Source organism: Sulfitobacter alexandrii, from assembly GCF_001886735.1.
Taxonomy (GTDB): Bacteria; Pseudomonadota; Alphaproteobacteria; order Rhodobacterales; family Rhodobacteraceae; genus Sulfitobacter; species Sulfitobacter alexandrii.
The window spans coordinates 1,606,154-1,631,502 of sequence record NZ_CP018076.1 but is presented as its reverse complement, the minus strand read 5'-3'; the positions used below and the strand labels follow the sequence as shown (position 1 = coordinate 1,631,502).

General features: G+C 66.1%; 20 protein-coding genes and 1 pseudogene. 11 read left to right on the top strand and 10 right to left on the bottom strand.

All coding sequences use genetic code 11. The features are described 5' to 3' along the window. Nucleotides 1-271 precede the first annotated feature (271 nt). A pseudogene (locus BOO69_RS07890) lies at nucleotides 272-2,004 on the top strand (extracellular solute-binding protein). Between the two features lie 85 nt (nucleotides 2,005-2,089). On the opposite strand, the gene BOO69_RS07885 reads toward BOO69_RS07890, so the two are convergent. Continuing rightward, on the bottom strand, nucleotides 2,090-2,707 hold the full coding sequence (locus BOO69_RS07885) for a helix-turn-helix domain-containing protein (RefSeq protein ID WP_071971670.1): 618 nt from the start codon (nucleotides 2,705-2,707) through the stop codon (nucleotides 2,090-2,092). Nucleotides 2,708-2,771: 64 nt separating this feature from the next. On the opposite strand from BOO69_RS07885, the gene BOO69_RS07880 reads away from it, so the two are divergent. The 5 genes from BOO69_RS07880 to BOO69_RS07860 all read left to right on the top strand — a co-directional run bounded on the left by BOO69_RS07880 (nucleotide 2,772) and on the right by BOO69_RS07860 (nucleotide 6,977). After that, complete coding sequence (locus BOO69_RS07880; RefSeq protein WP_071971669.1) at nucleotides 2,772-4,286, top strand: class I adenylate-forming enzyme family protein; 1,515 nt, start codon at nucleotides 2,772-2,774, stop codon at nucleotides 4,284-4,286. Then, entirely contained in the window at nucleotides 4,264-4,905 is a 642-nt protein-coding gene (locus tag BOO69_RS07875) for a DsbA family oxidoreductase (protein WP_071971668.1), read from the top strand. Before BOO69_RS07880 ends, BOO69_RS07875 begins: the two co-directional genes overlap by 23 nt. 142 nt (nucleotides 4,906-5,047) lie before the next feature. After that, nucleotides 5,048-5,233 carry a hypothetical protein gene (locus tag BOO69_RS07870; protein ID WP_071971667.1) on the top strand — a complete coding sequence of 62 codons (186 nt, stop codon included), beginning with the start codon at nucleotides 5,048-5,050 and terminating at the stop codon, nucleotides 5,231-5,233. Beyond that, the gene (locus BOO69_RS07865; protein WP_071971666.1) at nucleotides 5,230-5,634 is read left to right on the top strand and encodes a nucleotidyl transferase family protein; all 405 of its coding nucleotides are present in this window, start codon (nucleotides 5,230-5,232) and stop codon (nucleotides 5,632-5,634) included. The genes BOO69_RS07870 and BOO69_RS07865 overlap by 4 nt, the downstream gene beginning before the upstream one ends. A 113-nt stretch (nucleotides 5,635-5,747) precedes the next feature. After that, nucleotides 5,748-6,977 carry a multidrug effflux MFS transporter gene (locus BOO69_RS07860; RefSeq protein ID WP_071973715.1) on the top strand — a complete coding sequence of 410 codons (1,230 nt, stop codon included), beginning with the start codon at nucleotides 5,748-5,750 and terminating at the stop codon, nucleotides 6,975-6,977. 21 nt (nucleotides 6,978-6,998) lie between these two features. Here BOO69_RS07860 and mfd read toward each other — a convergent pair whose 3' ends face one another. Both mfd and BOO69_RS07850 read right to left on the bottom strand, forming a co-directional pair. Next, nucleotides 6,999-10,490, bottom strand: a complete 3,492-nt coding sequence (gene mfd, locus BOO69_RS07855) for a transcription-repair coupling factor (RefSeq protein WP_071971665.1) — start codon at nucleotides 10,488-10,490, stop codon at nucleotides 6,999-7,001. A 31-nt stretch (nucleotides 10,491-10,521) separates the two neighbouring features. Then, complete coding sequence (locus BOO69_RS07850; protein WP_156874889.1) at nucleotides 10,522-11,049, bottom strand: component of SufBCD complex; 528 nt, start codon at nucleotides 11,047-11,049, stop codon at nucleotides 10,522-10,524. 119 nt (nucleotides 11,050-11,168) lie between these two features. Here BOO69_RS07850 and hemB point away from each other — a divergent pair, with 119 nt between their 5' ends. The 3 genes from hemB to BOO69_RS07835 all read left to right on the top strand — a co-directional run bounded on the left by hemB (nucleotide 11,169) and on the right by BOO69_RS07835 (nucleotide 14,906). Continuing rightward, the gene (gene hemB / locus BOO69_RS07845; RefSeq protein WP_071971664.1) at nucleotides 11,169-12,170 is read left to right on the top strand and encodes a porphobilinogen synthase; all 1,002 of its coding nucleotides are present in this window, start codon (nucleotides 11,169-11,171) and stop codon (nucleotides 12,168-12,170) included. Nucleotides 12,171-12,402: 232 nt separating this feature from the next. Continuing rightward, entirely contained in the window at nucleotides 12,403-14,235 is a 1,833-nt protein-coding gene (locus BOO69_RS07840; protein WP_071971663.1) for a PAS domain S-box protein, read from the top strand. A 104-nt stretch (nucleotides 14,236-14,339) separates the two neighbouring features. After that, complete coding sequence (locus BOO69_RS07835) at nucleotides 14,340-14,906, top strand: lipid-binding SYLF domain-containing protein (protein ID WP_071971662.1); 567 nt, start codon at nucleotides 14,340-14,342, stop codon at nucleotides 14,904-14,906. A 182-nt stretch (nucleotides 14,907-15,088) separates the two neighbouring features. Here BOO69_RS07835 and BOO69_RS07830 read toward each other — a convergent pair whose 3' ends face one another. Further along, nucleotides 15,089-15,745: a glutathione S-transferase family protein gene (locus BOO69_RS07830; protein WP_071971661.1), complete on the bottom strand. Its 657-nt coding sequence runs from the start codon at nucleotides 15,743-15,745 to the stop codon at nucleotides 15,089-15,091. Nucleotides 15,746-15,844: 99 nt separating this feature from the next. Further along, nucleotides 15,845-16,735 (bottom strand): NAD(P)-dependent oxidoreductase, encoded by an 891-nt coding sequence (locus BOO69_RS07825; protein ID WP_257786733.1) that lies wholly within the window; start codon nucleotides 16,733-16,735, stop codon nucleotides 15,845-15,847. A 74-nt stretch (nucleotides 16,736-16,809) separates the two neighbouring features. Here BOO69_RS07825 and BOO69_RS07820 point away from each other — a divergent pair, with 74 nt between their 5' ends. Both BOO69_RS07820 and BOO69_RS07815 read left to right on the top strand, forming a co-directional pair. Continuing rightward, nucleotides 16,810-19,278, top strand: coding sequence for a penicillin acylase family protein (locus BOO69_RS07820; RefSeq protein WP_071971660.1), 2,469 nt, complete (start codon nucleotides 16,810-16,812; stop codon nucleotides 19,276-19,278). After that, on the top strand, nucleotides 19,275-19,838 hold the full coding sequence (locus BOO69_RS07815; RefSeq protein WP_071971659.1) for a pseudouridine synthase: 564 nt from the start codon (nucleotides 19,275-19,277) through the stop codon (nucleotides 19,836-19,838). The genes BOO69_RS07820 and BOO69_RS07815 overlap by 4 nt, the downstream gene beginning before the upstream one ends. 304 nt (nucleotides 19,839-20,142) lie before the next feature. Here the strand turns inward: BOO69_RS07815 and BOO69_RS07810 are convergent, their stop codons facing one another. From BOO69_RS07810 to trkA, 5 genes are all read right to left on the bottom strand, one after another. Continuing rightward, nucleotides 20,143-20,544 (bottom strand): DUF2177 family protein, encoded by a 402-nt coding sequence (locus BOO69_RS07810; RefSeq protein ID WP_071971658.1) that lies wholly within the window; start codon nucleotides 20,542-20,544, stop codon nucleotides 20,143-20,145. 161 nt (nucleotides 20,545-20,705) lie between these two features. After that, on the bottom strand, nucleotides 20,706-21,959 hold the full coding sequence (hflX, locus tag BOO69_RS07805; protein ID WP_071973712.1) for a GTPase HflX: 1,254 nt from the start codon (nucleotides 21,957-21,959) through the stop codon (nucleotides 20,706-20,708). A gap of 41 nt (nucleotides 21,960-22,000) precedes the next feature. Next, on the bottom strand, nucleotides 22,001-22,240 hold the full coding sequence (hfq, locus tag BOO69_RS07800; protein ID WP_007119530.1) for an RNA chaperone Hfq: 240 nt from the start codon (nucleotides 22,238-22,240) through the stop codon (nucleotides 22,001-22,003). A 132-nt stretch (nucleotides 22,241-22,372) separates the two neighbouring features. Beyond that, nucleotides 22,373-23,923 (bottom strand): TrkH family potassium uptake protein, encoded by a 1,551-nt coding sequence (locus BOO69_RS07795; protein ID WP_071971657.1) that lies wholly within the window; start codon nucleotides 23,921-23,923, stop codon nucleotides 22,373-22,375. Between the two features lie 3 nt (nucleotides 23,924-23,926). After that, on the bottom strand, nucleotides 23,927-25,303 hold the full coding sequence (trkA, locus tag BOO69_RS07790) for a Trk system potassium transporter TrkA (RefSeq protein WP_071971656.1): 1,377 nt from the start codon (nucleotides 25,301-25,303) through the stop codon (nucleotides 23,927-23,929). Nucleotides 25,304-25,349 lie beyond the last annotated feature (46 nt).

The following is a 25,349-nucleotide window of genomic DNA, read 5'->3' as shown; positions in this document are numbered from 1 at the left end:
CTGGCGTTAAGTTATTGAGGCAGGTTTCATACAGGCAAGAAACCTATCGAGCAGTGCCCTATGTATAAGCAATCTCGCGCCTTTCGCCAAGCATAAAGTTTGAAGTGCCCTCGAACCCCAGCTATTCAAGGCCCCAACAAAACAAGGGCAGGCGGAGATTGTTGCGAAAATGCTGATTCATTTTTTCCAGAGAGCTTGGGCGTTTGCGGCATTTTCTTCACTGATTCTCCTTGCCGCGACAGCCGAGGCGGAGCCGATGCACGGGATATCTATGTACGGTGACCCCGCTCTCCCACCTGATTTTGTGTCCCTGCCCTACGCGAACCCGGACGCGCCCAAGGGGGGCCGGATCGTCCTCGGAAACTCCGGCGGCTTCGACAGCCTCAACCCTTATGTCCGCAAAGGCACCGTTCCCTGGCAGTTGCCCTTCTTCACCCACGAGACCCTGATGGGCCGATCCTGGGACGAACCCTTCGCGCTCTACGGTCTGCTGGCCGAATCAATCGACGTCCCGGAGGACCGATCCTGGGTCGAATTCACCCTGCGCGAGGAGGCCCGATTCTCTGACGGCAGCCCGGTGACCGTGGCCGACGTGATCTTTTCCTACGAACTGCTCGGCATCGAAGGGCACCCGCGCTATGCCGGGTTGTGGAACCAGATCGAAACCATCGAACAGACCGGCCCCCGTTCCCTGCGCATCACCTTCAACACCGACAACCGCGAACTGGCCCTGCTGGCGGGCATGCGCCCGATCCTGAGCAAGGCGCAATGGGAGGGCAAGGATTTCGCCAACGCCCCCCTGCAGGAGGTGCCCCTGGGCAGCGGTCCCTATGTCATCACCGACTACGCCGCCAGCCGCTACATCACGCTGGAACGCAACCCCGACTACTGGGGGCGGATATCCCCTTTCGGCGGGGCACCAACAACTTTGACGAGATCCGGCTGGATTTCTACGGCGACGCGAACGTCGTGTTCGAGGCTTTCAAGGCCGGCGAAATCTCGGCCGTGCGCGAATTCAACGCCGAGACCTGGGCGACACAGTACGACTTTCCCGCGGTCCAGCGTGGCGAGATCGTGAAATCCACCTTTCCCCACTCCAAGCCGTCGGGGATGACCGGCTTCGTGATGAACACCCGCCGGCCGCCCTTCGACGACTGGCGCGTGCGCGACGCGATGATCTGGGCCTTCAATTTCGAGTACATCAACGAAACGCTGACCGGCGGCGCGCTGCCGCGGATCACCTCGTACTTCTCGAACTCGGACCTCGCGATGCGCCCCGGCCCCGCGCCGGCCCCCGTGGCGGCGCTGCTGGCGCCGTTCGAGGACACGTTGCCCGAAGGTACGCTGAGCGGCTACGCCTTGCCGGAGGGCGACGGGTCCGTCCGCAATCGCGCGGGCATCCGCCACGCCATGAAGCAGCTTCAGGCGGCGGGTTATTCCGCCGAAGACGGGGTGATGCGCGATGCCGAAGGCCGGCCGCTCACGGTCGAGATCACGTTGTCCAAGGGCAGCCGCCTGGATGTCGGCGGCTCCGAGAAGATCGCGGATCTGTACGTGCAGGCGCTCGAACGGCTCGGGATCGCGGCGCGGGTCGAGGTCGTGGACCCCGCGCAGATGACCAAGCGGCTGGAAACCTTCGACTTCGACATGACCACCTTCCGCCGCGCGCTGTCGCTCAGCCCGGGCACCGAACAGCGCTACTACTGGGGGACCGCCGCCGCATCGGAACCCGGTTCGGGCAACCTGATGGGCGTTCAAAGCCCCGCCGCCGACGCGATGATCGACAGGATGCTCACCGCGCGGGAGGCCGAGGATTTCACCAACGCGGTACGCGCGCTCGACCGGGTGCTGACCGCCGGGCGCTACGTCATCCCGTTCTGGCAGTTCGACGAGGGGCTGATCGCCCACCGGGCCGAGATGAGGTATCCCGATCACATCCCGCTTTACGGGGACGGGCCGAATTTCATGCCGGAAGTCTGGTGGTGGTCACCCGGGGAGAAGTGACCCGAAGGTGCGGCTGCGCCGCATGCGATTCATGATGTCTTGGGGCTCCGCCCCAAACCCCGGAGTACTTGGGGCATAAAGAAGATCAGGACAGCGCCGTCACCCAGAGGATGGTCGCGTCCTCGGCCGAAGCGGACACGACGTTGTGTCCCATGGTCGCATCGTAATAAGCGCTGTCGCCCCGCCGCATCTCCACCGGTTCGTAGAATTCGGTATAGAGCGTGATCACCCCGGTCAGGACATAGAGGAACTCCTCCCCGTCGTGGCGCACCCAGCCGTCGAATTCCTCCATGCTGCGGGCGCGGATGCGCGCGCGGTAGGGGAGCATCTGCTTCTTGCGCAGGGTCTCTGCGAGAAGCTCGTGTTCGTAGGTGGTGGTGGCCTTGGCCGTGCCCTCGCCGGTCCGGGTGACCGCCATACGACCGTTGATCTTTTCCGCCGCGGGCGGCGTGAAAAGCTGCGGCACCGAGATCTCGAGCCCGGTCGCCAGCTTCTTGAGCGCCTCGTAGGTGGGCGACATCTGGCCGTTCTCGATCTTTGACAGGGTCGAGCGCGCCAGTCCCGCCTGCCGTGCTGCCTGCTCGAGCGTCCAACCGCGCGCCTTGCGCAGGTCGCGCACCCGCGCGCCGAGGTCCAGTGGCGGGGTGATTTCCGGCTCTCCGCCCGCGCGGGCGATCTCGATCAGGCTGGCGTTTCGGTTCATCCTCCTGCTTTAGCGCCGCGCCGTGACGCTTGCAACGCGCCACGTGCTGGGCTAGCGCCATGGCATGACGGATGACACCCTCGAGAGCGGCTTCAACCTCGCGCGGTACGTGCTGCGCGCCGGTCGGGATGCGCCCGACAAGGTCGCGCTCTCCCTTCTGCGGCCCGATGCCCGCGAGGACTGGAGCTTTGCCCGGCTGCGCGCCGCGGTGCGCGGCACGGGGACGGGGCTCTTGCAGGCCGGGCTGGCGCCCGGTGACGTGGTGCTGATGCGGCTGGGCAATACGCCCGACTTTCCCATCGCCTATCTCGGCGCGCTGGCCGCAGGGCTGGTGCCCGTGCCGACGGCGGCGGCCCTGACCGAGGCGGAGGTGGCGAAGCTGCTGCCCGGTCTGGCCCCTGCCGCGATCCTGCACGACCCGTCCGTCCCCTGCCCGCCGCATGGCGCGCGCATCGGCCTCGACGCGTTGAGAGCCATGCGCGACCTGCCCGCGGTGGATTGGCACCTCGGCCCCGCGGACCGGCCCGGCTACATCATCTACACCTCCGGCACCTCGGGACAGCCGACGGCCGTTCTCCATGCCCACCGCGCGATCCTCGCACGGCGGATGATGTTCGACGGCTGGTACGGGCTGCGCGCCGATGACCGGATGCTGCACGCCGGGGCCTTCAACTGGACCTACACGCTGGGCACCGGGCTGATGGATCCCTGGACGCGGGGCGCGACCGCGCTGATCCCGGCCCCCGGCACGCCGGCGCAGGATCTGCCGGCCCTGATGGCGCGACACGGGGCAACGCTTTTCGCCGCCGCGCCGGGGGTTTACCGGCAGATGCTCAAGACACCGCGGAAGCTGGACCTGCCGCGGCTGCGCCACGGCCTGAGCGCGGGAGAAAAGCTGAGCCCCGCGGTGCGCACCGCCTGGGAAACGGCGACGGGCACGCCTGTCTTCGAGGCGTTCGGCATGTCCGAATGTTCGACCTTCATATCGGGCTGCCCCGAGCACCCCGCAGCGGCGGGGGCGCTGGGGCGGCCACAACCGGGGCGAAAAGTCGCCATCCTCGCGGAGGATGGCGTGGCGGAGACCGGTACGCCGGGGACAATCGCCATCCACCGCAGCGATCCGGGGCTGATGCTGGGCTATCTGGGCGCGCCCGAACAGACGGCCGCGCGCTACCGCGGCGACTGGTTCCTGACCGGAGACCAGGGCGTCATGGACGCGGACGGACAGGTTACCTACCTCGGGCGGCAGGACGACATGATGAACGCGGGCGGCTTCCGGGTCTCCCCGCTCGAGGTGGAGGCGGCGCTGGCCGATGCGCCCGGCGTGACCGGGATCGCCGCAACCGAGATCGAGGTGAAACCCGGCGTCAGCGTGATCGCCGCGTTCTACACCTCGGCCAACCCGCTGGACGACGCCACGCTGGGCCGCTATGCCGAGGAGAGACTGGCGCGCTACAAGCGGCCGCGGCTCTACATCCGCGTCGGCGCGCTGCCCACGGGGGCCAACGGCAAGCTGCTGCGCCGCAAGCTGCGCAAGGATTACGAAGCGAGGAAAGATGCCGGAACCGATCAAGCTTGATATCATGTCGGACCCGATCTGCCCCTGGTGCTACATCGGCAAGGCGCAACTGGACCGCGCGCTGCTGGATCACCCGGATCATCCCTTCGTGATCGAATGGCATCCCTTCCAGCTCAACCCCGACATGCCCGCCGGCGGCATGGACAGGCGAACCTATCTGGAACGCAAGTTCGGCGGCAAGGAAGCCGCGGCAAGCGCCTATGCACCGGTGGCGGAGCACGCCCGGTCCGCTGGCCTCACCATCAACTTCGAGGAGATGCAGCGCACGCCCAACACGCTTGACGCGCATCGCCTGATCCATTGGGCGGGCATCGAGGGACGGCAGACCGCCGCCGTGTCGGCCCTGTTCAAGGCCTATTTCGTGGAGGGCCGCGACATCGGCGACCCCGAGGTGCTGGCAGACGTGGCGGACAGCATCGAGATGGACGCCGCCGTGGTGGCCCGCCTGCTGCAGACCGACGAGGACAGGCAGGCAATCCTCGACAGGGACGCCCACAGCCGGAAAATGGGGATCACCGCGGTGCCGACCTTCATCGTCGGCAACCGGCACGCGGTACCGGGCGCACAGCCGCCCGAGCTGTGGGCCAAGGTCATCGCGGAACTCTCCGACGCGACCTGAACGGCCGCTTTCGCGTGACTATGGCAGATCGGCCACATGGCGCGGCTGATTCGCAACGACCCTTTGCCAGCCTTCCGCGCCTCGCCTAACCTTGATCCTCAAACGGGGCAGAGACCCCGTGCAGTACGGATCGAGCAGGCAGATGGCAGAAGAACGGGCAACCCCCGACGGCGATACCGCATGGCATACCGGACGGGCATTCATCATCCTTCCTTCCTCCCGGCCCGGCGGGCGTCCCGCCGCGGAACCGGTGTTCCGCCAACGCCCCTGCCCGGTTCAGGCGATCTGGCTCAAGGAAACGGGCCCCGTCGAAAGGACCGGCGCATGATCTCTCCCGCGCCGCACCGGGTTCTGCTGACCTACGGTATCTTCGATGACATGGGCCCGGACTGCAGCGCACGGCTGCGCCGGCTCGGTGCGCTGGGACGCGACGTGATCGTGGGCTGTGCGACCGACACCTTCTGCCGCAGGAGCGGGCTTGCCGTCACCACCCCTTACGCGCTGCGCCGGATGCGGCTGGAACGCACGCGCTTCGTATCGCACGTGATCGGACAGGAGTGCTGGGACCAGCTGCGCACCGATATCGTCAATTACAACGTGGACGTCCTCGCCCTTGGCGACGTGCCTCCGGGGGTGGATCTTTCGGCCCTGCGGGACATCGTGCATCTGGTGAGCCTGCCGTGGGCGGCGGGCGAGGCAGGTGTCGAAATGACACGCCGGGCGTCCTGAACACGAAAATTCAAAAGTCGTTTCAATTGTTGATTGTCGGATTTGCAACCATGGGTTATTTAGACGCTGAATAGCGTCAGGCCACGAGCCCGACGCATGGGGTGGAGCGGGACGTGGAAGATCGAAAACAGGAACTGACGATGCACCGGGCGGAATTCGTTGGTCTGATCGCCATGATGTTCGCCACCATTGCCTTTTCGATCGACGCCATGCTGCCCGCCCTGCCCGAGATCGCGCAGGAACTGTCTCCCGAAACGGCGCACCGCGCCCCGCTGGTACTCACTGCCTTCGTCTTGGGGATGGGCATGGGGACCTTCCTGACAGGACCGATGTCGGACGCCTTCGGGCGGCGGCCGGTGATTTTCGGGGGAGTTGCTCTCTACCTCGTCTCCACCGTCGTGGCCTGGGCGAGCACCTCGCTCGAGATGATGCTGATCGCCCGCCTGTTCCAGGGCCTGGGCGCCTCGGGCCCCCGCGTGGTGGCGATTGCCGTGGTGCGTGACCTGTTCGCGGGACGCGAGATGGCCAAGATCGTCTCCATCATCATGCTGATCTTCACCCTCGTGCCGGCCTTCGCCCCCGCGATGGGTGCGCTCATCATCGACCTGTCCGACTGGCGCGGCATCTACCTGGCGTTCGTCGCCTTCTCGCTGATCAGCGTGATCTGGATGGCGCTGCGTTTGCCGGAAACCCTGCCGGACCAACATCGCCGGCCGCTCCGGCTCAACCTCATCGTCGCTTCGGTGCGCGAAATCGCGTCCCACCGCACGGTCAGGGTTTCCATCCTCGTGCAGTCGCTGGCGATGGCAATGCTGTTCGCGACCCTGATGCTGATCCAGCAGGTTTATGACCAAGTCTATCAAAGGCCGGATACCTTTCCCTTCTGGTTCGGTGCCGTGGCGCTGGCCGCAGGCACGGCTAGCATCGTCAACGCCCTTCTGGTCGAGCGGATGGGCATGCGCCGGCTGGTTGGTCTTGCGCTCACCGCGCAAGTCTTTCTCTCGGGATCGATGTATTTCTTCGGTTTCGCGGATCCGCTCAACCCGGCGGGCTTCGGCATCTTTCTTTTCTGGCAGCTGTGCCTCTTTTCGCAGGCGGGCCTGACCCTCGGCAATCTCAACGCCATCGCGATGGCCCCGATGGGCCACATGGCGGGCATGGCCGCCTCCGTCATCGGCTCGACCTCCACCGTGTTCGCGGCGCTGATCGCGTCGCCGGTGGCGATGATGTTCAGCGGCGACGTGTCGCTGCTGTTCGGTGCGGTCTGCGCGATGAGCTGTGCCGGTGTCGGCCTCATGGTCCTGCTGATGCGGGCCGAAGGGGGCCTTGCCGTCGCCGAGTAGGCCGGCACACCGGCGCCCGCGTCAGGAGGCCTTGGCCTTGCCGCCCTTCTCTTTTTCCTTGGCGATCACGTGTTCGGCGAGATCGCGCGCGATGGAGAAAGCGCCCTTGATCTTGTCCGCGTCGTTCTTCCAGTCACGCCGCACCACGATCTTGTTGTCCTTGACCTTGGCCAGCCCGCGCTGATCCTTGATGAAGGCCACCAGTCCTTCGGGCGAGGCGAACTTGTCCTTGTGGAACTGGATCGTGGCCCCCTTGGGGCCGCCGTCCAGCTTGGCGATGCCCGCCCGCTTGCACATCGCCTTGATCCGCACCACCAGCATCAGCGTGTTGACCTCGCGCGGCAGCTTGCCGAAGCGGTCGATCAGTTCCGCGGCAAAGCCTTCCAGTTCGACCTTGGTGGTCAGTTCGGACAGGCGCCGGTACAGCCCCAGCCGCACGTCCAGATCCGGCACGTAATCCTCGGGGATCAGCACGGGCACGCCGAGGTTGATCTGCGGCGCCCATTGCTCGTCGGCTTCCGACAGCCCCTCCATCTCGCCCGCGCGGATCTTGGCGATCGCCTCTTCCAGCATCGACTGGTAGAGCTCGAACCCCACGTCGCGCATTTGGCCCGACTGTTCTTCGCCCAGGAGGTTGCCCGCCCCGCGAATGTCGAGATCCTGGCTGGCCAGGGTGAACCCTGCCCCGAGCGTGTCGAGACTGCCCAGCACCCGCAGGCGTTTCTCCGCCGTGGGGGTGAGCCTCGCGCGCGGCTTGGTCGTGAGATAGGCATAGGCCCGCGTCTTGGACCGTCCCACGCGCCCGCGGATCTGGTAAAGCTGCGCCAGACCGAACATGTCGGCCCGGTGCACGATCATCGTGTTGGCGGTGGGGATGTCGAGGCCCGATTCGACGATGGTCGTGGCCAGCAGAATGTCGAACTTGCCGTCGTAGAAGGCGTTCATCCGGTCGTCCAGCTCGCCCGCCGCCATCTGGCCGTGCGCCACGACATAGGTCAGCTCCGGCAGCTGTTCCTTGAGGAAATTCTCGATCTCCGCCAGGTCGGACACCCGCGGCACGACGTAGAACGACTGCCCGCCACGGTAGTGCTCGCGCAGCAGCGCTTCGCGGATCGTCACCGCGTCGAATTCGCTGACGTAGGTGCGGATCGAAAGGCGGTCCACGGGCGGCGTGCCGATGATGGAAAGGTCGCGCACCCCGGTCAGGGACAATTGCAGCGTGCGCGGGATCGGCGTGGCGGTCAGGGTCAGCACATGGATGTCCGTGCGCAGAGCCTTCAGCCGCTCCTTGTGGGTCACGCCGAAATGCTGTTCCTCGTCGATGATCAGCAGCCCGAGGTTCTTGAACTTGATCCCCTTGGCCAGCAGCGCGTGGGTGCCGATGACGATGTCGCAGGTTCCCTTGGCCATGCCATCCCGCGTCAGGGCCGCCTCCTTGGCCGAGACGAACCGGCTGAGCGTCCGGACCTCTACCGGAAAGCCCCGGAATCTCTCGGCGAAGGATTTGTAGTGCTGGCGCGCCAGCAGGGTCGTGGGCGCGATCACCGCCACCTGCACCCCCGACATCGCCGCGACAAAGGCCGCGCGCATCGCCACCTCGGTCTTGCCGAAACCGACGTCGCCGCAGACCAGCCGGTCCATCGGATTGCCGCTGGTCATGTCGTCCACCACGTCCGAGATCGCGCGCAGCTGGTCGTCCGTTTCGGTATAGGGGAAGCGCGCGGCAAAGGCGTCCCATGCGCCCATGGGCGGCTCCAGCACCGGGGCCTTGCGCAACGCGCGCTCCGCCGCGATGCGGATCAGCCTGTCCGCCATCTCGCGGATGCGTTCCTTCAGCTTGGCCTTCTTGGACTGCCATGCCCCGCCGCCCAGCTTGTCCAGCAGCCCTTCCTCGTGGCCGTATCTCGACAGCAGTTCGATGTTCTCGACCGGGAGATACAGCTTGGACCCTTCGGCGTATTCCAGCAGCAGGCATTCATGCGCCGCCCCCGCCGCCGTGATCACCTCCATCCCGTGATAGCGCCCGATGCCGTGATCCACGTGCACGATCAGATCGCCGGGGCTGAGGCTTTGCGCCTCGGTCAGGAAATTCTCCGCCCGGCGCTTGCGGCGCGGCGCCCGGATCAGCCGGTCGCCCAGCACGTCCTGTTCGGAAATCACGGTGATCCGGCCCTTGGGCCCCGCCGCCTCCCAAGGCGCTTCGAAGCCCGCCTCCAGCGCCCAGACCGCCAGATGCAGTCCGCGCTTGCCGATGCGGGTGCCGTTCTTGACCGGGATCGCCTCGGCCAGCCCTTCGTCCTCGATCAGGCCGGTCAGCCGCTCCCGCGCACCTTCGGAATAGCTCGCGACCAGCACCGGCCCCTCGTCCAGCTTGCGGCGGATGTGATCGGCCAGCGCGCCGAACAGGCTGACCGATTCCTGCTGCCGCTCGGGCGAGAAACTGCGCCCGATGCGCGCGCCGGCGTCCAGCACGCCCGGCCCCGTGGGCTGCGGCAGCGGCATGAACTGGATCACCCGGTGGTCCTGCGTCGCCATCAGCCAGGCGTCGTCGTCGAGGTACAGCCCCTCGGGCGGCGCGGGCTTGTAGACGCTGTCCATCTTCGACCGGTTCGACATGGCGATGCGCCGGGTCTCGTACTGGTCCGCGATGGTGTCCCAGCGCGCCAGCCGCGCCGGCGTCACCTGATCGTCCAGCGTCACCGTCGCGCGCGGCAGATAGTCGAAAAGCGTCTCCAGCCCGTCGTGGAAGAAGGCGAGCCAGTGTTCCGCGCCCTGATGCTTGCGCCCCGCGCTGATCGCTTCATACAGCGGATCATCCGTGCCCGCCGCGCCGAACTCGATCCTGTAGTTCTGCCGGAAACGGGTGATCGCCGCCTCGTCAAGGATCACCTCGCTGACGGGGGCCAGCTCCACCATGTCCAGCTTGTCCGTCGTGCGCTGGGACGCCGCGTCGAACCGGCGGGCGCCGTCGAGCACGTCACCGAACAGGTCCAGCCGCACCGGGCCAAGATCGCCCGGCGGGTAGATGTCGATGATTCCGCCGCGGATCGCGTAATCCCCCGGCTCCGTCACGGTCGGGCTCTGGACAAAGCCCATCCGGACGAGGAAGGCCCGCAGCGCCGCCTCGTCTATGCGGCTGCCGACCCGCGCCGAGAACGCGGCCTCGCGCAGCACGCTGCGCGCGGGAATCCTCTGTGTCGCGGCATTGACGGTTGTCAGCAGCACGAACCTTTCCGGCATCCCGTGTACCAGCGCCGCAAGGGTGGCCATACGCCGCGCGCAGATGTCCGCATGCGGCGACACCCGGTCATAGGGCAGACAGTCCCAGCCGGGAAAGGTGATCACGGGCATGTCCGGCGCATGGAACGCCAGCGCCGCCTGCATCGCGGCCATCCGCTTGTCGTCCCGCGCCACGTGCAGGACCGGCGCGCCCTTGGCGACCTCGTTGAGGACCGCCCGGGCGTCAAAGCCTTCGGGCACGCCCGACAGCGTGATTTTTGTCTGCTCCGTCATGTCGTCCCAATTGGCCCCGCGCGGGGCGCTGTCAACCGCCGAGCGGCCCCAGCGCCACGTTTTGATACATGCCCCAGATCGCCGTGACGAAAATCGACACCATCCCGATGATCTGCGTGTAGAGCCGGTGCCGCGTGAGGCGCCTGCGCAACCGCTCGCCGCCGCTTTCTTCGGCCTGGATCAGCCGCGCGGTGGACAGGCTCAGCAAGCCGATCAGGGACAGGGGAAACGCCAGCAGGAAAACGGCCTGCGCGAACTCCATCCCGTATACGAACCCCAGCAGGACCAGCATGGTCAGCCCGAAACAGCCGAACCCCAATATCCACAGGCCCGACACCTGGGCGATGAACAGCAGACGGTTCACGTTGATCCGCACCATGTCCTCGAGATCGACCTCGGCCTGATCGCCCTGCCGACGGGCACGCAACACCATGTCATAGGGCACGCCCAGCACCCAGTGACTCGCGGTGGACCATGTCACCGCAAGCACGATCCAGAACCACAGGTTCGAAAAGGACCGCATGTCGATGAGTTCGAAAAGGGTCTGGTACCAGTCCAACGCTCGCCCTCTGGATCACAAGTGCGCAGGTCATACCCAAGGCTCCGGACAATTCCTACCCTTGAGAGCCCGATTTTTTCATGCCAAGCAAGTGCTCAGGCCAACTGAGGTATTTTTGCATGAACCCCATCGTCGCCCCCTTCCCCGCCGCGCGTCTGCGCCGGACCCGCGTCAGCCCCGCCGTCCGGGCGCTGGTGCGCGAAAACACGCTCGACGTGGGCGATCTGATCTGGCCCGTCTTCGTCCGGTCGGGCGAAGGCATAGAGGAACCCGTGCCTTCCATGCCCGGGGTGATGCGGCGGTCGGTGGACAGGATCGTCGATGCGGCGGCCGAGGCGCACGCGCTGGGGATCGGGGCCATGTGTCTCTTTCCCTATACCGGCCTCGAAGAGCGGACCGAAGACTGCGAAGGCGCGTGGGATCCCGACAACCACGCCAACCGCGCGATCCGGGCGATCAAGTCCCGTTTCCCCGATCTTGCGGTGATGACCGACGTGGCGCTGGATACCTACAACATCAACGGGCACGACGGGTTCGTCGAAGACGGGATCATCGTGAACGACCGCACGGTCGACGCGCTCGTGCGGATGGCACTCGCCCAGGCCGAGGCGGGCGCCGACATCATCGGCCCGTCGGACATGATGGATGGGCGCATCGGCGCCATCCGCAACGCGCTCGAAGCCCAGGGCCACTCCGACGTCATGATCCTCAGCTACGCCGCCAAGTATGCCTCGGCCTACTACGGTCCCTTCCGTGACGCCGTGGGCGCCTCGGGTGCGCTGACCGGCGACAAGAAGACCTACCAGATGGATCCCAGCAACGCGGACGAGGCGCTGCGGCTGGTGGCACGCGACCTGGCCGAAGGCGCGGACATGGTCATGGTGAAGCCCGGCCAGCCCTATCTCGACATCTGCCGACGGGTGAAGGACACCTTCGGCGCGCCCACCTTCGCCTACCAGGTCTCCGGCGAATTCGCGATGATCAAGGCCGCGGCCCAGAACGGCTGGATCGACGAGGAACGCGTGATGATGGAAAGCCTGATGGGGTTCAAACGCGCGGGATGCGACGGCGTGCTGACCTATTTCGCCCCGGCCGCCGCAAGGTTGCTCAACGGCGGATAAGTCCCAAAGCGCTGCCGCGCGCGAAAGAATGGTGCGTTTCGGGCCGATCAAGTTCGAAAAAAACATCAATCCGACACAATTCAGTCCCCGATTGGACACCTTTTATCGCCTAACTCAACTTAAAAGGTAGTCGGGTATCGGAAATTTTCTGTCGTCCCCCTGCCGGAGAGTGAGTGATTGGTTTGGCGCAGAGGTCCGCGTGTTTGGTGTAGTGAAAGCAAGGCCCGACCTGATGGCAGACGATGACCTGATGGCGCAGGCCGTGAGCGGCCTCGAGATCGCGATCATCGTTCTGGACCACGAAGGCATCGTCCTCCAGAGCAATCCGGCGGCCTGCGCGCTGCTGGGCTATCATACCGGACAGCTGACCGGAGAGAGGATCTCGGCGCTCCTGCCGGATCATGACAGCGACAGCCTCGACAGTCGGATCGTACCGCCGGCGACCTCCGTCAAGCTGGGCGCCGTATCGGCTCGTCATCGGGACGGCCGGCAGATCGACGTTGCCGTCCACATCACCGCCTGGCAGGAAACCGACGCCCCGGCCCGCCATACGCTCGTGCTGCGCGAGATCACCGGGGAACTGGCCCGCGACCGCGAACGAAGTGCCGAACTGCTGCGTGCGCGCAATGCCATCCGCGGTGCGCATATCGGCGTCTTCGAATTCGACGTGGTGACGAAACAGGCCTACGTGTCGGAGATCTGGCGCGAGTTGATGGGCCTGTCGCAGGACGAAGCCGTCGACGTGCAGGAGGAATGGCGCAGCCGCGTGCACCCGGACGATCGCGAGGCCGCGGACGAACCGATGCGGCGACTGGCGCACAATCTCGACAGCCGCAGCGTCAGCGAATATCGGCTCTATTCCCGCGACCGCAGTGCGCTGCGGTGGTTCCGGTCGGACATCGCCGTCGCGGAGCGGGACGCCGACGGGAACCCCACCCGGATCATCGGCGCACAAAAGGACGTGACCGACCGGAAGGAGGTCGAAATCGCCCTGCGCGAAATCGCCCAGCAATTCCAGTCCGCCTTCGATCACGCCCCCATCGGAAAGGCGATCCTCGATCCCGACGGGCGTCTGCTGCGGGTCAATGCGGCCATCGCGACCCTTCTGGGTCATGCCGTCGAGGATCTCGAAGGTCAGCCCTTCTCAGCGATCCTGCATCCCGAGGAAATCGATGCAGGCATGGCCGACATGCGCGGCGTGCGCGAAGGCAGGCGACCGACCCAACGTACGGAGCGGCGGCTTCTGCACCGCACCGGCAGTGTCATCTGGGCCGATGTCGACCTCGCGGCGGTCCGCAACGACAAGGGCGCGGTCGTGGAAATCATCCTGCAGGTCGTCGACGCGACCGAACAGCATCGCCTGCAGGAACTGAAAAGCGAATTCGTCGCCACTGTCAGCCACGAGCTGCGCACGCCCCTGACCTCGATCCAGGGCGCGCTCAAGCTGTTCAACGCACATACCGCCGACCGCGACCTGTCCGCGCCGGAACGCCGCCTGCTGGAGATCGCGCAGCAGAACTGCGACCGGCTCGCGCTGCTGGTGAGCGACATTCTCGATTTCGAGAAATTCTCGAAGGGCGATCTCGAACTGGAAATAGAGGCGCAGGATCTGCGTCCGCTGGTGGAAACGGCCGTCGTCGATATCCGGCACATGACGGGTCCGCGCGATGTCACCGTCGCGACCCGCCTGCCCGAAGCGGCGCTTCGCGCGCCGGTGGACCGCACCCGGTTCGCGCAGCTCATGGACAACCTGCTGTCGAACGCGGCCAAGTTCTCGGACCGGGGCAGCCAGGTCGAGGTCACGCTCGACCGTGACGGCGACCGCGCGCGGGTGGTCGTGCGGAACCGCGGCAAGGGCATCCCCGCGGAGTTTCGCGAGGCGATCTTCACGCCCTTCGCACAGGCCGCGCCGTCGCTCACGCGGGAACACGGCGGGACGGGTCTCGGGCTCAGCATCTGCCGGCAGATCGTCGAAAACCTGGGCGGCGAGATCGGTTTCGACAGCACGCCGGACGCCTTCACCGACTTCTGGTTCACCCTGCCGCTGGCCGAATCCGGGCAATAATTCGCCCAAGTGGCCTTAAGAGCATGACAGCAGGCCGAATTATGCCTAAAGTTGCATCCAAGTCGGACCAACCGGCAACAGGCAACTTTCACGGGCAGAACAACATGAAAAAATCTATGCTTTCGCGGCGTGCCTTTACCTTGGGTGCGCTTTCCGCAACTCCCGTCCTCGCGGCATGTGGCAACGGTGTCGGATCGCGGGGCAGCACGACCATCGACGCCCGCGTGCGCGCCACGGTCGAAGAGATGTATCGGCTTTATCCCAACACCCGGAACCTTGCGGACAAGGCCAACGGGATGCTGGTGATGCCGCTGGTGACCGAAGCGGGACTGGGCTTTGGTGGCGCCTACGGGCGCGGCGCGCTGCTGATCGATGACGTGACGGTTGATTACTATTCCGTCGTCAAGGGCTCGGGCGGCCTTCAGATCGGGGCGCAGCAATACGCCCATGTGCTGTTCTTCATGACCCCGGCAGCCCTGTCGGAGTTCCGCCGCTCTCCGGGCTGGGCCGCAGGTGCTGACGTGGAATACGTGATTTCAGACAAGGGCGACAGCGTGTCGGCCGACACCACCACCGTCCTGAGCCCCGTATTGGCCGCCGTATTCGGCCGCGCGGGACTGCGCCTTGGCGCAACGCTGGAAGGCACCAAGTACACCCGCATCATCCCCTGATCCGGTTTCATTTCGCCGATTGCCAGTGCCGCGCCGGGGCAGCCATCGCCCCGGCGCGCCGACGCCGGTTCTGAACCAGGTGGTGAGCAGCCCCCCGCTTGACCCGACGCCATCGGAAAAACCGAAAGCGGACAATCAGACGGAGACAGTTGGGGGGTCGGCTCTGCGGCCAAACCCGCCGGTCAACCCTGGGCTTGGGCTCTTTTCGCCTCGGCTGCCGCAAAGTGGGCCATTTGATCGGAGTAGGCCTTCTTGAAAGCCGGACGGTCCGTGACACGGCTGAGATAGGCTTCTGTCGCGGGGCGGTCTCCGAAGGACCTGACTTTTCCGACACGCAGCACATCGGCCATTGCGAGGTCCGCGACCGTGAAACGATCCGCTGCCAGCCATTCGCGCTCGCTCAGGACACGATCGATATGCGAAAGCCGACTTTCGAGCCAGCCGGTCAAGCCGTTTTCCTGCGCACCTGTCATGTCCAGAAACCACCAGGGGACCGATACCATTTCCACCGAGTTGAGCGCAGCAAAAGTCCATTGCAGGGCCTGGGCTTCATCGACCGGGTCGCGGGGCATCAGCACTTCGCTTTTCCGGGCGAGATGAAGCAGGCAGGCGCCGCTTTCGAACATCCTTATTTCACCGTCATCAAGGTACGGCACTTGTCCGAACGGTTGCCGGTCAAGGTGGTTGGCTTCGCGGCCTTCAAATGGAATTGTGCGGACCTCGTAAGACAAGCCCGCTTCTTCACATGCCCATCGCAGCCGCAGGTCACGGACAAAGCCAGCCGGACCATCTGGCATCGGGACCCAGTCCAGGGTCCAGATAACGACATTATCTGCCATTTTCGATCACCGAACTTGGTTACCTTAACTTACCAACGTAACCTCTTGATAATTTTAAGTTATCGCAAGATATTTTTCCTGTTCCCGCGAGAACAGGCCCTAGCCCGCGGCGCGCAGGCGCTTGATCAGCGCGGAGGTGTCCCAGCGCCCGCCGCCCAGCTTCTGCACATCCTTGTAGAACTGATCGACGAGGGCGGTCACCGGCAGGCTCGCGCCCACCTCGTCCCCGGCGTCAAGGCAGATGCCGAGGTCCTTGCGCATCCAGTCCACCGCGAAACCGTGGTCGAACTTGTCGTCCAGCATGGTTTCATAGCGGTTCGCCATCTGCCAGGAACCGGCGGCGCCCTGGCTGATGACCTCGACCACCGCGCGGCCGTCGAGGCCCGCCTTCTCGGCGAAATGCAGCGCCTCGGACAGGCCCTGCACCACGCCCGCGATGGCGATCTGGTTGCACATCTTGGTCATCTGGCCCGCGCCGCTCTCGCCGATGCGCCGGCAGATCTTGGCGTAGACCTCCATCACCGGAAGCGCCCGGTCGAAGGCCCCCGTGTCACCACCGCACATGATCGAAAGCTGTCCGTTCTCCGCGCCCGCCTGCCCGCCGGAAATCGGGGCATCGACGAAACTGATCTGCGCGGCGTCGGCGGTCTTGTACAGTTCGCGCGTCACCGCCGCCGACACGGTGGTATGATCGACAAAGATCGCCCCCGCAGTCATCCCGGCAAAGGCCCCGTCGTCGCCCAGACAGACCGACCGCAGGTCGTCGTCGTTGCCGACGCAGGCCATCACGACCTCGGCGTCCTTTACCGCTTCGCGCGGCGTGCGCGCCATGGACCCGCCGTGGGCGCTCGCCCAATCCTCGGCCTTGGACGCGGTGCGGTTATAGACGGTCACGTCATGCCCCGCCTTCTGCAGATGCCCCGCCATCGGCGCGCCCATGACGCCCAGTCCCAAGAATGCGAGTTTCGCCATCTGCTTTTCCTTGTCCATCAGTTGCGCTAGTCAGAGATTTACCTATCACCCTGCGCGCGCTGGTCAATCGCGCCGGTCCCTCGGAGAGTTTCATGGTCACTGTCTTTCGCTGGCTCGTGAGGATCACCGCGGCGCTGATCGCGATCAGCGTCGTGGCGGTGGGGCTGGTCTACTGGCTCGCGGCGCGCTCGCTGCCCGACTACAACGACGACGTCGAGGTCGCGGGGCTGACCGCCCCCGTCGAGATCGTCCGCGACAACGCCAACGTGCCGCATATATTCGGCGAGGACGATCTCGACGTGTTCTTCGGTCTCGGGTTTGCGCATGCACAGGACCGCATGTGGCAGATGATCACCCTGCGACGCACCGCGCAGGGCCGGCTGAGCGAGGTCTTCGGCGCAGCCACGCTGAACACCGACAGGCTCCTCCGGAGGTTCGACATCTACCGGCTGTCGGTGCAATCGGTGGATGCGCTCGACCCGGCGACCCGCGCCAAGCTGGAAGCCTATTCCGCCGGCGTGAACGCGCGCATCACCCAGATCAACACCGAGGCGCTGGGCCGCGGCGCGCCCGAGATGCTGCTGTTCAACGCGCCCATGGCACCCTGGCGGCCTGCGGATTCCATCGCCATCACCAAGCTGATGGGGCTGCAACTGTCTGCGCATCTGCAGGCCGAAGTGCTGCGCGCACGGGTCTCGCTGGCCCTGCCCGAGCCGGACCGCATCCGCGACATCCTGCCGGACGTGCCCGGGCCCGGCGTGGCGGCGCTTCCGGAATATGCCCAGATCGTCCCTGGCGTGACCCGTTTCGCGGAAAACATCCCGCTCGACCCGCATCCGCTGTCGCCGTTCAAGGACATCGCCTTTGCCGGCGCGTCGAATGCCTGGGCCGCCGCGCCCTCGCGCTCTGCCTCGGGCGGCACATTGCTGGCGAACGACCCGCATCTGGGGTTCTCCGCACCGTCGATCTGGTACCTCGCGCGGATGGAACTGGCGTCGGGCGGGGTGATCGGCGGCACGATCCCCGGCATCCCGGCGGTGCTGACCGGCCGGTCCGCCACCCTCGGCTGGGGACTGACCTCTGCCTACGTGGACGATCAGGACGTGCACATCGAGGCGCTGAACCCCGATGACGGAGAGCAGTACCGCACGCCGGAGGGGTTCAAGGATTTCGTCACCCGGTCCTCCATCATCACGGTCAAGGACGCCGATCCCGTCACCGTCACCCTGCGGTGGACCGACAACGGCCCGGTGCTTCCCGGCAGCCATTACAATCTCGCCAGCATCACGCCGCCAGGGCATGTCGCCTCGCTCAGCTGGACGGTGCTCAGCGCCAAGGACACCTCGCTCGCCGCGGCGCTCGACCTGATGGAGGCCAAATCCATCGCCGAGGCGATCCGGGCGTCGGAACGCTATATCGCACCGGCCCAGAACCTCACGCTGGTGGATCGCCAGCAGATCGCGATGAAGACCATCGGCGCGTTGCCCCGGCGCGACCCGGCGCACCAGTCGAAAGGGCGGCTTCCCTCGCCCGGCTGGATCGCCGCGAACCGCTGGCAGGGCGTGATGCCCTTCACCGCGAACCCGGCATTCGTCGCCCCCGCTGGCGGTATCCTTGGCAATACCAACAACAAGACGGTGGACCGTCCTTTTCCGAACCATGTCTCCTACCTTTGGGGCGATACGCAGCGCATCCAGCGGTGGCAGCGCCTGATGCAGGGCCGTCAGGTCCATACGCGCGACAGCTTCATCGAGGCGCAGCTCGACACGGTGAGCTTCACCGCGCGGTCGCTGTTGCCGCTGATCGGTGCGGACCTGTGGTTCACCGAAGGCACAGCCCCGGACGGCACCGCCGAACGTCAACGGCAGAGGGCGCTGGGACTGCTGGCGGAATGGTCGGGCGAAATGAACGAACATCTGCCCGAACCGCTGATCTACGCCGCCTGGCTCAGGGCGCTTCAGGCACGGCTGATCCAGGACGACCTGGGCCCGCTTGCCGCCGAGTTCACCCATGTGGAGCCTCTCTTCATCGAGCGGGTGTTCCGCGACGTGGACGGGGCCTCCGCATGGTGCGACGTGCGCCAGTCCGCCCCCGTCGAGACCTGCCCCGACATGGCGCGGCTGGCGCTCGACGACGCGCTCATCTGGATCGACGAGAACTGGGGGTCGCAGCTTGAATCCCTGCGCTGGGGGGATGCGCACCAGGCGACACACGACCACCCGGTGCTGGGAAAGGTGCCCGTGCTGCGGTATTTCGTGAACATCCGGCAATCCACCTCTGGCGGGGACAACACGCTGCAGCGCGGGCGGACCAAGGGCACCCTGCCCGACCCCTTCGACAACGTGCACGGTGCGGGCTATCGCGGGGTCTACGACTTTGCCGATCCCAACTCGTCGGTTTTCATCACGTCGACCGGCCAGTCCGGCCACTTCCTGTCCCGCCACTACGACGACCTGGCGCAGCTCTGGCGGCGGGGAGAGTACATTCCCATGTCGCTGGACGAGGATCTCGCGCGCGCGGCATCCGTTGGGATCACCACCCTGCGACCGGAGACGCCGTGAACCGCGTGATCCTGTTCAACAAGCCCTTCGGCGTGCTGTCGCAGTTCACCGACAAGGGGACGCAGGGCTCAAGCCGGCCCACGCTGTCCGCCTACATCGACCAGCCCGGCTTCTATCCCGCCGGGCGGCTGGACCGCGACAGCGAGGGGCTGATGGTGCTGACCGACAACGGGGCATTGCAGGCCCGGATCGCCCACCCGAAGTACAAGCGCGCCAAGACATACCTCGTGCAGGTCGAGGGGCGCCCGGATGCCGCCGCGCTGGATGCGCTGCGTCGGGGCGTCACGCTGAAGGATGGGCCGACGAAGCCGGCCGAGATCACCCAAGTGGAGGCGCCTGAGGGCCTGTGGGACCGTGACCCGCCCGTAAGGTACCGCAAGACGGTGCCCGACGCCTGGCTGCGCATCACGATACGCGAGGGGCGCAACCGGCAGGTGCGGCGGATGACGGCGCACGTGGGGCTGCCCACCCTTCGGCTGATCCGCTGGTCTATCGGGGACTGGCACCTGAACGACCTCGCCCCCGGCGCGTGGCGCTGGGCCTCGGAAACCGGGGCCTGAGGGGAGGGCCGGTGTGCGGGACATTGTTGACCTTGGACGACATGAGCAATGAGGCCAGCGTCCGTCCCGACGGGGCGGCTCGCCGCAAAGTGACCTCGTAACCATCATGCGCTCCGGCACCCCTATGCCTGACGTTGACGAAGCGCCCGCCCCGTGGGGGGCGGGACGGACGCTGGCCGGCGGTGCCGGCCCGGTGTCCCATTCGGGCGGTCGGCAAGGCTATTCAGGGATCAGACCCGATTTTCGCCACGGTGCATCGAGTGCGACCATCGGTCCATAGCGGACACTGGCAGAGCCCTTCTCCCTAGCCCACCAGCCGCGCGACCCAGACACCGCCGGTGGCCGCCACGGCGGTCAGGCATGTGCCCCAGGTGAAATCCGTCAGCGTCATCTGCCAGGTCCAGTCCTTCATCACGGCGAGCGACGTGAACTCGTAGGTGCCATAGCCCATCGCCCCGATCAGCGCGGCGTTGCCAAGCACCCACAGCAGGCTCTTGTCCTGCATGATCGCGGGCCAGGACACGAACCACAGCAGGACGCCCACGTAGAAGGCATAGAACACCACCGCCGGGCCCAAGCGGAAGTTGTCCAGCAGCAAGGGACCGATGTCGCGCTCGAACACGGGCCTGATGATGTTGGTGAGACCGACGTAGTCGAGCCCGAGAAAGAGAACGAAAGTGGCGATGTATAGTACGATGAGGGTCATGTGATGCTCCGACGCTGCGTTGCATCTTGATATGCAGCGGGGACCGGAGAATTCTAATTTCCATCGCCGATTTTTTCGGGGAACCCTGCGCACCCCATAGGCGTTGCGGCGATCCGGCGCCTGACCGTTTCCCGGCCTATGCGATCAACGCGCCGCGCGGCTCACAGCGCCTGGAACTGCGCTTCCTGCCGCGCCGACCACCGCACCACGAGGTCGAAGCCGGTTTCCGTCTGGGTCTCGTGCTCTACCACGTCCTGTTCGAACAGCCAGGCGCGCTTACGGCCCTGCGAGAAATCCAGCGATATCTCGGCCACCCGCACGGCGCCCTGCAGCGCCTCGGCCACGGCGGTCTGCAGCCCTTCCAGCCCCTCGCCGGTGATCGCCGAGATGGCGATCACGTCCGCGTCCCGCTCGGCGCGCTGGCGCATCGCCTCTGCCGTGTCCGGCGCCAGCAGGTCCAGCTTGTTCCAGACCTCGAAGGTGCGCGTATCCTTGTCCACCCCAAGCGAGGTCAGGATCTCCCGGACGTCATGCGCCTGTTCCTCCGTCTCGGCATGGCTGATGTCGCGCACGTGCAGCACGATGTCCGCGGCCAGCACTTCTTCCAGCGTGGCGCGGAAGGCGGCGACCAGTTCCGTCGGCAGGTCCGAGATAAAACCCACCGTATCGCTGAGGATCACCTCCGGCCCGTCGGGCAGCACAAGGCTCCGCATGGTGGGGTCGAGCGTGGCAAACAGCATGTCCTTGACCATGACCTCGGCCCCGGTGAGCCGGTTGAACAGCGTGGACTTGCCCGCGTTGGTGTATCCGACCAGCGCGACGATCGGGTAAGGCACCTTGGCCCGGGCCGCGCGGTGCAGGGCACGCGTCTTGACCACCTTGTCGAGTTGCCGGCGCAGGCGCACCAGCTGTTCGTCGATGGCGCGGCGGTCGGCCTCGATCTGGGTTTCCCCGGGGCCACCCACGAACCCCAGCCCGCCGCGCTGGCGTTCAAGGTGGGTCCACGCACGGACCAGCCGGGTCCGCTGGTAGTTCAGCGCGGCCATTTCCACCTGCAGGACGCCCTCGCGCGTCGCCGCGCGATCCGAGAAGATCTCGAGGATCAGGCCGGTGCGGTCCAGCAGCTTCACGCCCCAGGTCTTTTCGAGGTTCCGCTGCTGAACGGGGCTGACCGGGCCGTCGACCAGCACCAGTTCCACCTCCGCCTCCTTCAGCGTGTCGTGCAGCTCGGCGATCTTGCCCTTGCCGAACAGCTTGCCGGCATCGACGGTGCGCAACGGCACCACGTCGGCGCCCACCACCTCGAGCTGCGGCAGGGCACGGGCCAGGGCCACGGCCTCGTCCAGCGCCGGCTTGGGCGTGCGACGGTCCGGATCGGACCTGATTTCAGGATGCAGAACCCAGGCCCGCGTCATGCGCGGCCCGTCGCTGTTGTCGATCTGGAAGGGCGCCTTGCTCAAGAGGCGTCTTCGCCCTCGTAAAGGCTGATCGGCTGGCTGGGCATGATCGTCGAGATGGCGTGCTTGTAGACAAGCTGCGACTGTCCGTCGCGGCGCAGCAGAACGCAGAAATTGTCGAACCAGGTAATCACGCCCTGCAGTTTCACACCGTTGATAAGGAAGATCGTGACCGGGACCTTGGTCTTGCGCACGTGGTTCAGGAACGCATCCTGAAGGTTCTGTCTGTCAGACGCCATTGGACTTCTCGCTTTTGTTCTTGCTGGCACCCGCGGACCGGGCCCCCCCAAATTTCCCCAACTATGAAGGCAGCGCCGGGGAGTTTCCACCCCCAATCTAGGCACCCCCACGGGTTTTGCCCCCGGCCAGTGTCAGCCGCGCCACAGGTCCGGTGTCAGCAGCGCGATGATGGCCAGCGTTTCGAGCCGGCCCAGTACCATGGCCCCGCAGAGGATCCCCTTGGCCGCGACCGTCAGCTCGATCAGCCGGATCGGTGTGTCGCTGGCATATTCCACCAGCGGCCCGGTGCTGGCAAGCGAGGCGACGGACAGCACGACCGCGTTCTCGAACCGCACACCAGTCAGCGTCAGCAGAAGCGTCACCGCCGTGAGCGACAGCGCGAACAGCATGAAGAAGATCCAGGCGATGAAGGCCCCGTTCGATTGCAGTCGCCTGCCGGCGGTTCCCGCACCGCTGACCGACGACGGATGCACCAGCCGTTCCATCTCGCGCGCGCCGTTCTGATAGAGCGCGAAGACCCGCAGAAGCTTGACCCCGCCCGCGGTGGTCGCGACGCCGCCACCGATCAGCGACAGCCCCATCAGGATCAGTCCGGGTGTCGGCAGGCCGGACCAGTCCTGCGCCTCGATCCAGTGGACCGACACGAAGCCGGTGGTGGTCAGGAACGACAGCACCGTGAAAAGAGCCCCCCAGAAGGCGCGCACGGCCTGTCCAAGCTGTTCCATGGCCGAAACGTCGTAGGCCCCGAGAAAATGCCGCGCGAACAGCACCAGCGGCACCGCCAGGGTGATGAAGAGGCCGATCCGGAATTCCGGATCGGTCCGCAGACCGCCCTGGGTCGCCGTGATCGTATCCTTGGAAAAGGTCAGTCGCGACAGGGCGAACAGCATGAACAGGGCCATCACCGCCTCGCCCGACAGACCGATGCCCGTGTTCTGCACCCCGCCGACCGGCGATATGCCGGATGTCGCCATCACCGACATCGCGTGGCACAGCGCCACCAGCGGGCGCTGGCCCTCCGCCAGCAGCAACAGCCACAGGAGCAGCGTCAGCCCCGCGTAGATCGGCAGCAGCGTGCGTGTCACCCGGATCAGCCTGACCCGCGGATGCATCTGGGTCATCCGCGCCGATGACGTATCGCGCCGTCCCGGTTCGGCCTGCGCCGTCACTTCGAAACCGCCCAGGTGCAGCGGCGCGAGGATCGCAGAGGCCGCGACCCACATCAGCAGCCCGCCCATCCATCCCACCTGCGCACGCCACAGGTGCAATGTCCCGCTCAGGCGCTCGGGGTCCTGGAACATCGGCGCGCCGGTGGTGGTGATGGCGCTGACCATTTCGAAATAGGCGTTGATGAAACGCGTCGTCGGCAGCGCCTCGACAAAGGGCACGGCCAGCATCACCGGCAGGAACACGAAGGCCGACAGCAGAGACATCAGCGGACCCAGCGTGCCGTGGCGCGGCGCGCGGCCGGCGTGGGCGATCGCCACGAGGCTGAAGGCCACCAGTCCCAGCAGCCCGGCATAGAGAAAGGCCTGCGCGCTAGTGTGATCGTTGACCACAAGGCCGTGGATCGCGGGCACCAGCATGGACGCGCAGGCAACGCCGAAGATCAGCAGGAACAGCGGCAGGTCGCGGAAACTGTCGCGCAGCGTCGGTGTCTTCCTGTGGCGCGGGGCACTCATGGTTCAGAAGAAGTCGATGGAAACTTGCAGCAACTGCTCGACCTTGGGCACGTCCCCGGCAAGGGCGAAGACGGCGATGGTATCGCCTTCGTCGATGCGCGTGTTCGCCAGCGGCCGCACGATCTTGCCGCCCTTGCGCAGCATCCCCACCAGCACCCCCTCGGGGAACTCGATTTCCGAGATCATCCGCCCCGCGATGGGAGAGGTCGACAGCACCTCCGCTTCGATCACCTCCGCCTCGGCGTCGCCGATGGAGTAGACCGCACGCACCCGTCCGTGCCGCATGTGGCGCAGGATGGAACTGACGGTGGTGGCGCGGGGGTTGATGTAGGCGTCGATGCCAAGCGGCGACATCAGCGGCACCAGCGTCGGATCGTTGACCAGCGCGATGGTAAAGGGGCAGCCCTCCGCCTTGGCCCGCACGCAGGCCAGCATGTTGGTCTTGTCGTCGTCGGTGACCGCCAGCATGGCGTCGGCGCGGCTGATCCCCGCCTCGGCCAGCAGCCCCGCATCCAGCCCGTCGCCGTTCAGCACGATGGTCCGCTCAAGCGCTTCCGCGGCACGTTCGGCGCAGGCGCGGTTCTTCTCGATCATCTTGGTGCGCATGCGGCTGGCGCCGCTTTCAAGCTGCAGCGCGACGGTAAGGCCCACGTTGCCGCCGCCCACCAGCACGATCCGCTCCTGCTTGGAGGTGCGCTTGCCGAAGATTTCCAGCGTGCGCGAGATGTCCTCGTGGTGGGTGAACACATAGGTGTCGTCCCCCACAAAGAGCTGGTCGGCGGATTCGGGCGCAAAGAGCGTGCCGTCGCGCCGCACGCCCACCACCACGGCCCGCAGGGTCGAGAACAGGTCGGTCAGCTGGCGCAGCGGGGTGTTCACCACCGGGCAATCCTGGTCGATGGTGATGCCCAGCAGGTGCGCCTGCCCGTCCATGAATATCTCGGTGTCGAAGGCGGCCGGTGCCGACAGACGCTGCAGCGCCGCCGCCGCGACTTCCTTCTCGGGGCTGATGACCACGTCGATGGGCATGTGATCGCGGCGGTAGAGGTCGGAATAGATGGCATCGAGATAGCTTTGCGAGCGCAGGCGCGCGATCTTGCGATTGATCCCGAAGACCGAATGCGCGACCTGGCAGGTCACCATGTTGACTTCGTCCGAATGGGTGGCGGCGATGATCATCTCGGCGTCCCGCGCGCCGGCCCGGTCCAACACGTCCGGGTAACTGGCGAAACCGGCGATCCCCTGTACGTCGAGCGTGTCGGTGGCCCGCCGGATGAGGTCGGCGTTGCTGTCGACAACCGTCACGTCGTTCCGCTCTCCGCTGAGGTGGCGGGCGATCTGCCAGCCGACCTGTCCCGCGCCGCAAATGATCACCTTCATGGTGCGTCCTCAAGTTGCCCCGGGGCGCGCGCTCCGGCGCGTCCTG

Excerpts from the sequence above, each read along its gene's own strand:
- BOO69_RS07885 (WP_071971670.1), bottom strand. The coding sequence starts at position 2,707 with ATGAACCGAAACGCCAGCCTGATCGAGATCGCCCGCGCGGGCGGAGAG.
- BOO69_RS07880 (WP_071971669.1), top strand. The coding sequence starts at position 2,772 with ATGACGGATGACACCCTCGAGAGCGGCTTCAACCTCGCGCGGTACGTG.
- BOO69_RS07875 (WP_071971668.1), top strand. The coding sequence starts at position 4,264 with ATGCCGGAACCGATCAAGCTTGATATCATGTCGGACCCGATCTGCCCC.
- BOO69_RS07870 (WP_071971667.1), top strand. The coding sequence starts at position 5,048 with ATGGCAGAAGAACGGGCAACCCCCGACGGCGATACCGCATGGCATACC.
- BOO69_RS07865 (WP_071971666.1), top strand. The coding sequence starts at position 5,230 with ATGATCTCTCCCGCGCCGCACCGGGTTCTGCTGACCTACGGTATCTTC.
- mfd (WP_071971665.1), bottom strand. The coding sequence starts at position 10,490 with ATGACGGAGCAGACAAAAATCACGCTGTCGGGCGTGCCCGAAGGCTTT.
- hemB (WP_071971664.1), top strand. The coding sequence starts at position 11,169 with ATGAACCCCATCGTCGCCCCCTTCCCCGCCGCGCGTCTGCGCCGGACC.
- BOO69_RS07840 (WP_071971663.1), top strand. The coding sequence starts at position 12,403 with ATGGCAGACGATGACCTGATGGCGCAGGCCGTGAGCGGCCTCGAGATC.
- BOO69_RS07835 (WP_071971662.1), top strand. The coding sequence starts at position 14,340 with ATGAAAAAATCTATGCTTTCGCGGCGTGCCTTTACCTTGGGTGCGCTT.
- BOO69_RS07830 (WP_071971661.1), bottom strand. The coding sequence starts at position 15,745 with ATGGCAGATAATGTCGTTATCTGGACCCTGGACTGGGTCCCGATGCCA.
- BOO69_RS07825 (WP_257786733.1), bottom strand. The coding sequence starts at position 16,735 with ATGGACAAGGAAAAGCAGATGGCGAAACTCGCATTCTTGGGACTGGGC.
- BOO69_RS07820 (WP_071971660.1), top strand. The coding sequence starts at position 16,810 with ATGGTCACTGTCTTTCGCTGGCTCGTGAGGATCACCGCGGCGCTGATC.
- BOO69_RS07810 (WP_071971658.1), bottom strand. The coding sequence starts at position 20,544 with ATGACCCTCATCGTACTATACATCGCCACTTTCGTTCTCTTTCTCGGG.
- hflX (WP_071973712.1), bottom strand. The coding sequence starts at position 21,959 with ATGACGCGGGCCTGGGTTCTGCATCCTGAAATCAGGTCCGATCCGGAC.
- hfq (WP_007119530.1), bottom strand. The coding sequence starts at position 22,240 with ATGGCGTCTGACAGACAGAACCTTCAGGATGCGTTCCTGAACCACGTG.
- BOO69_RS07795 (WP_071971657.1), bottom strand. The coding sequence starts at position 23,923 with ATGAGTGCCCCGCGCCACAGGAAGACACCGACGCTGCGCGACAGTTTC.
- trkA (WP_071971656.1), bottom strand. The coding sequence starts at position 25,303 with ATGAAGGTGATCATTTGCGGCGCGGGACAGGTCGGCTGGCAGATCGCC.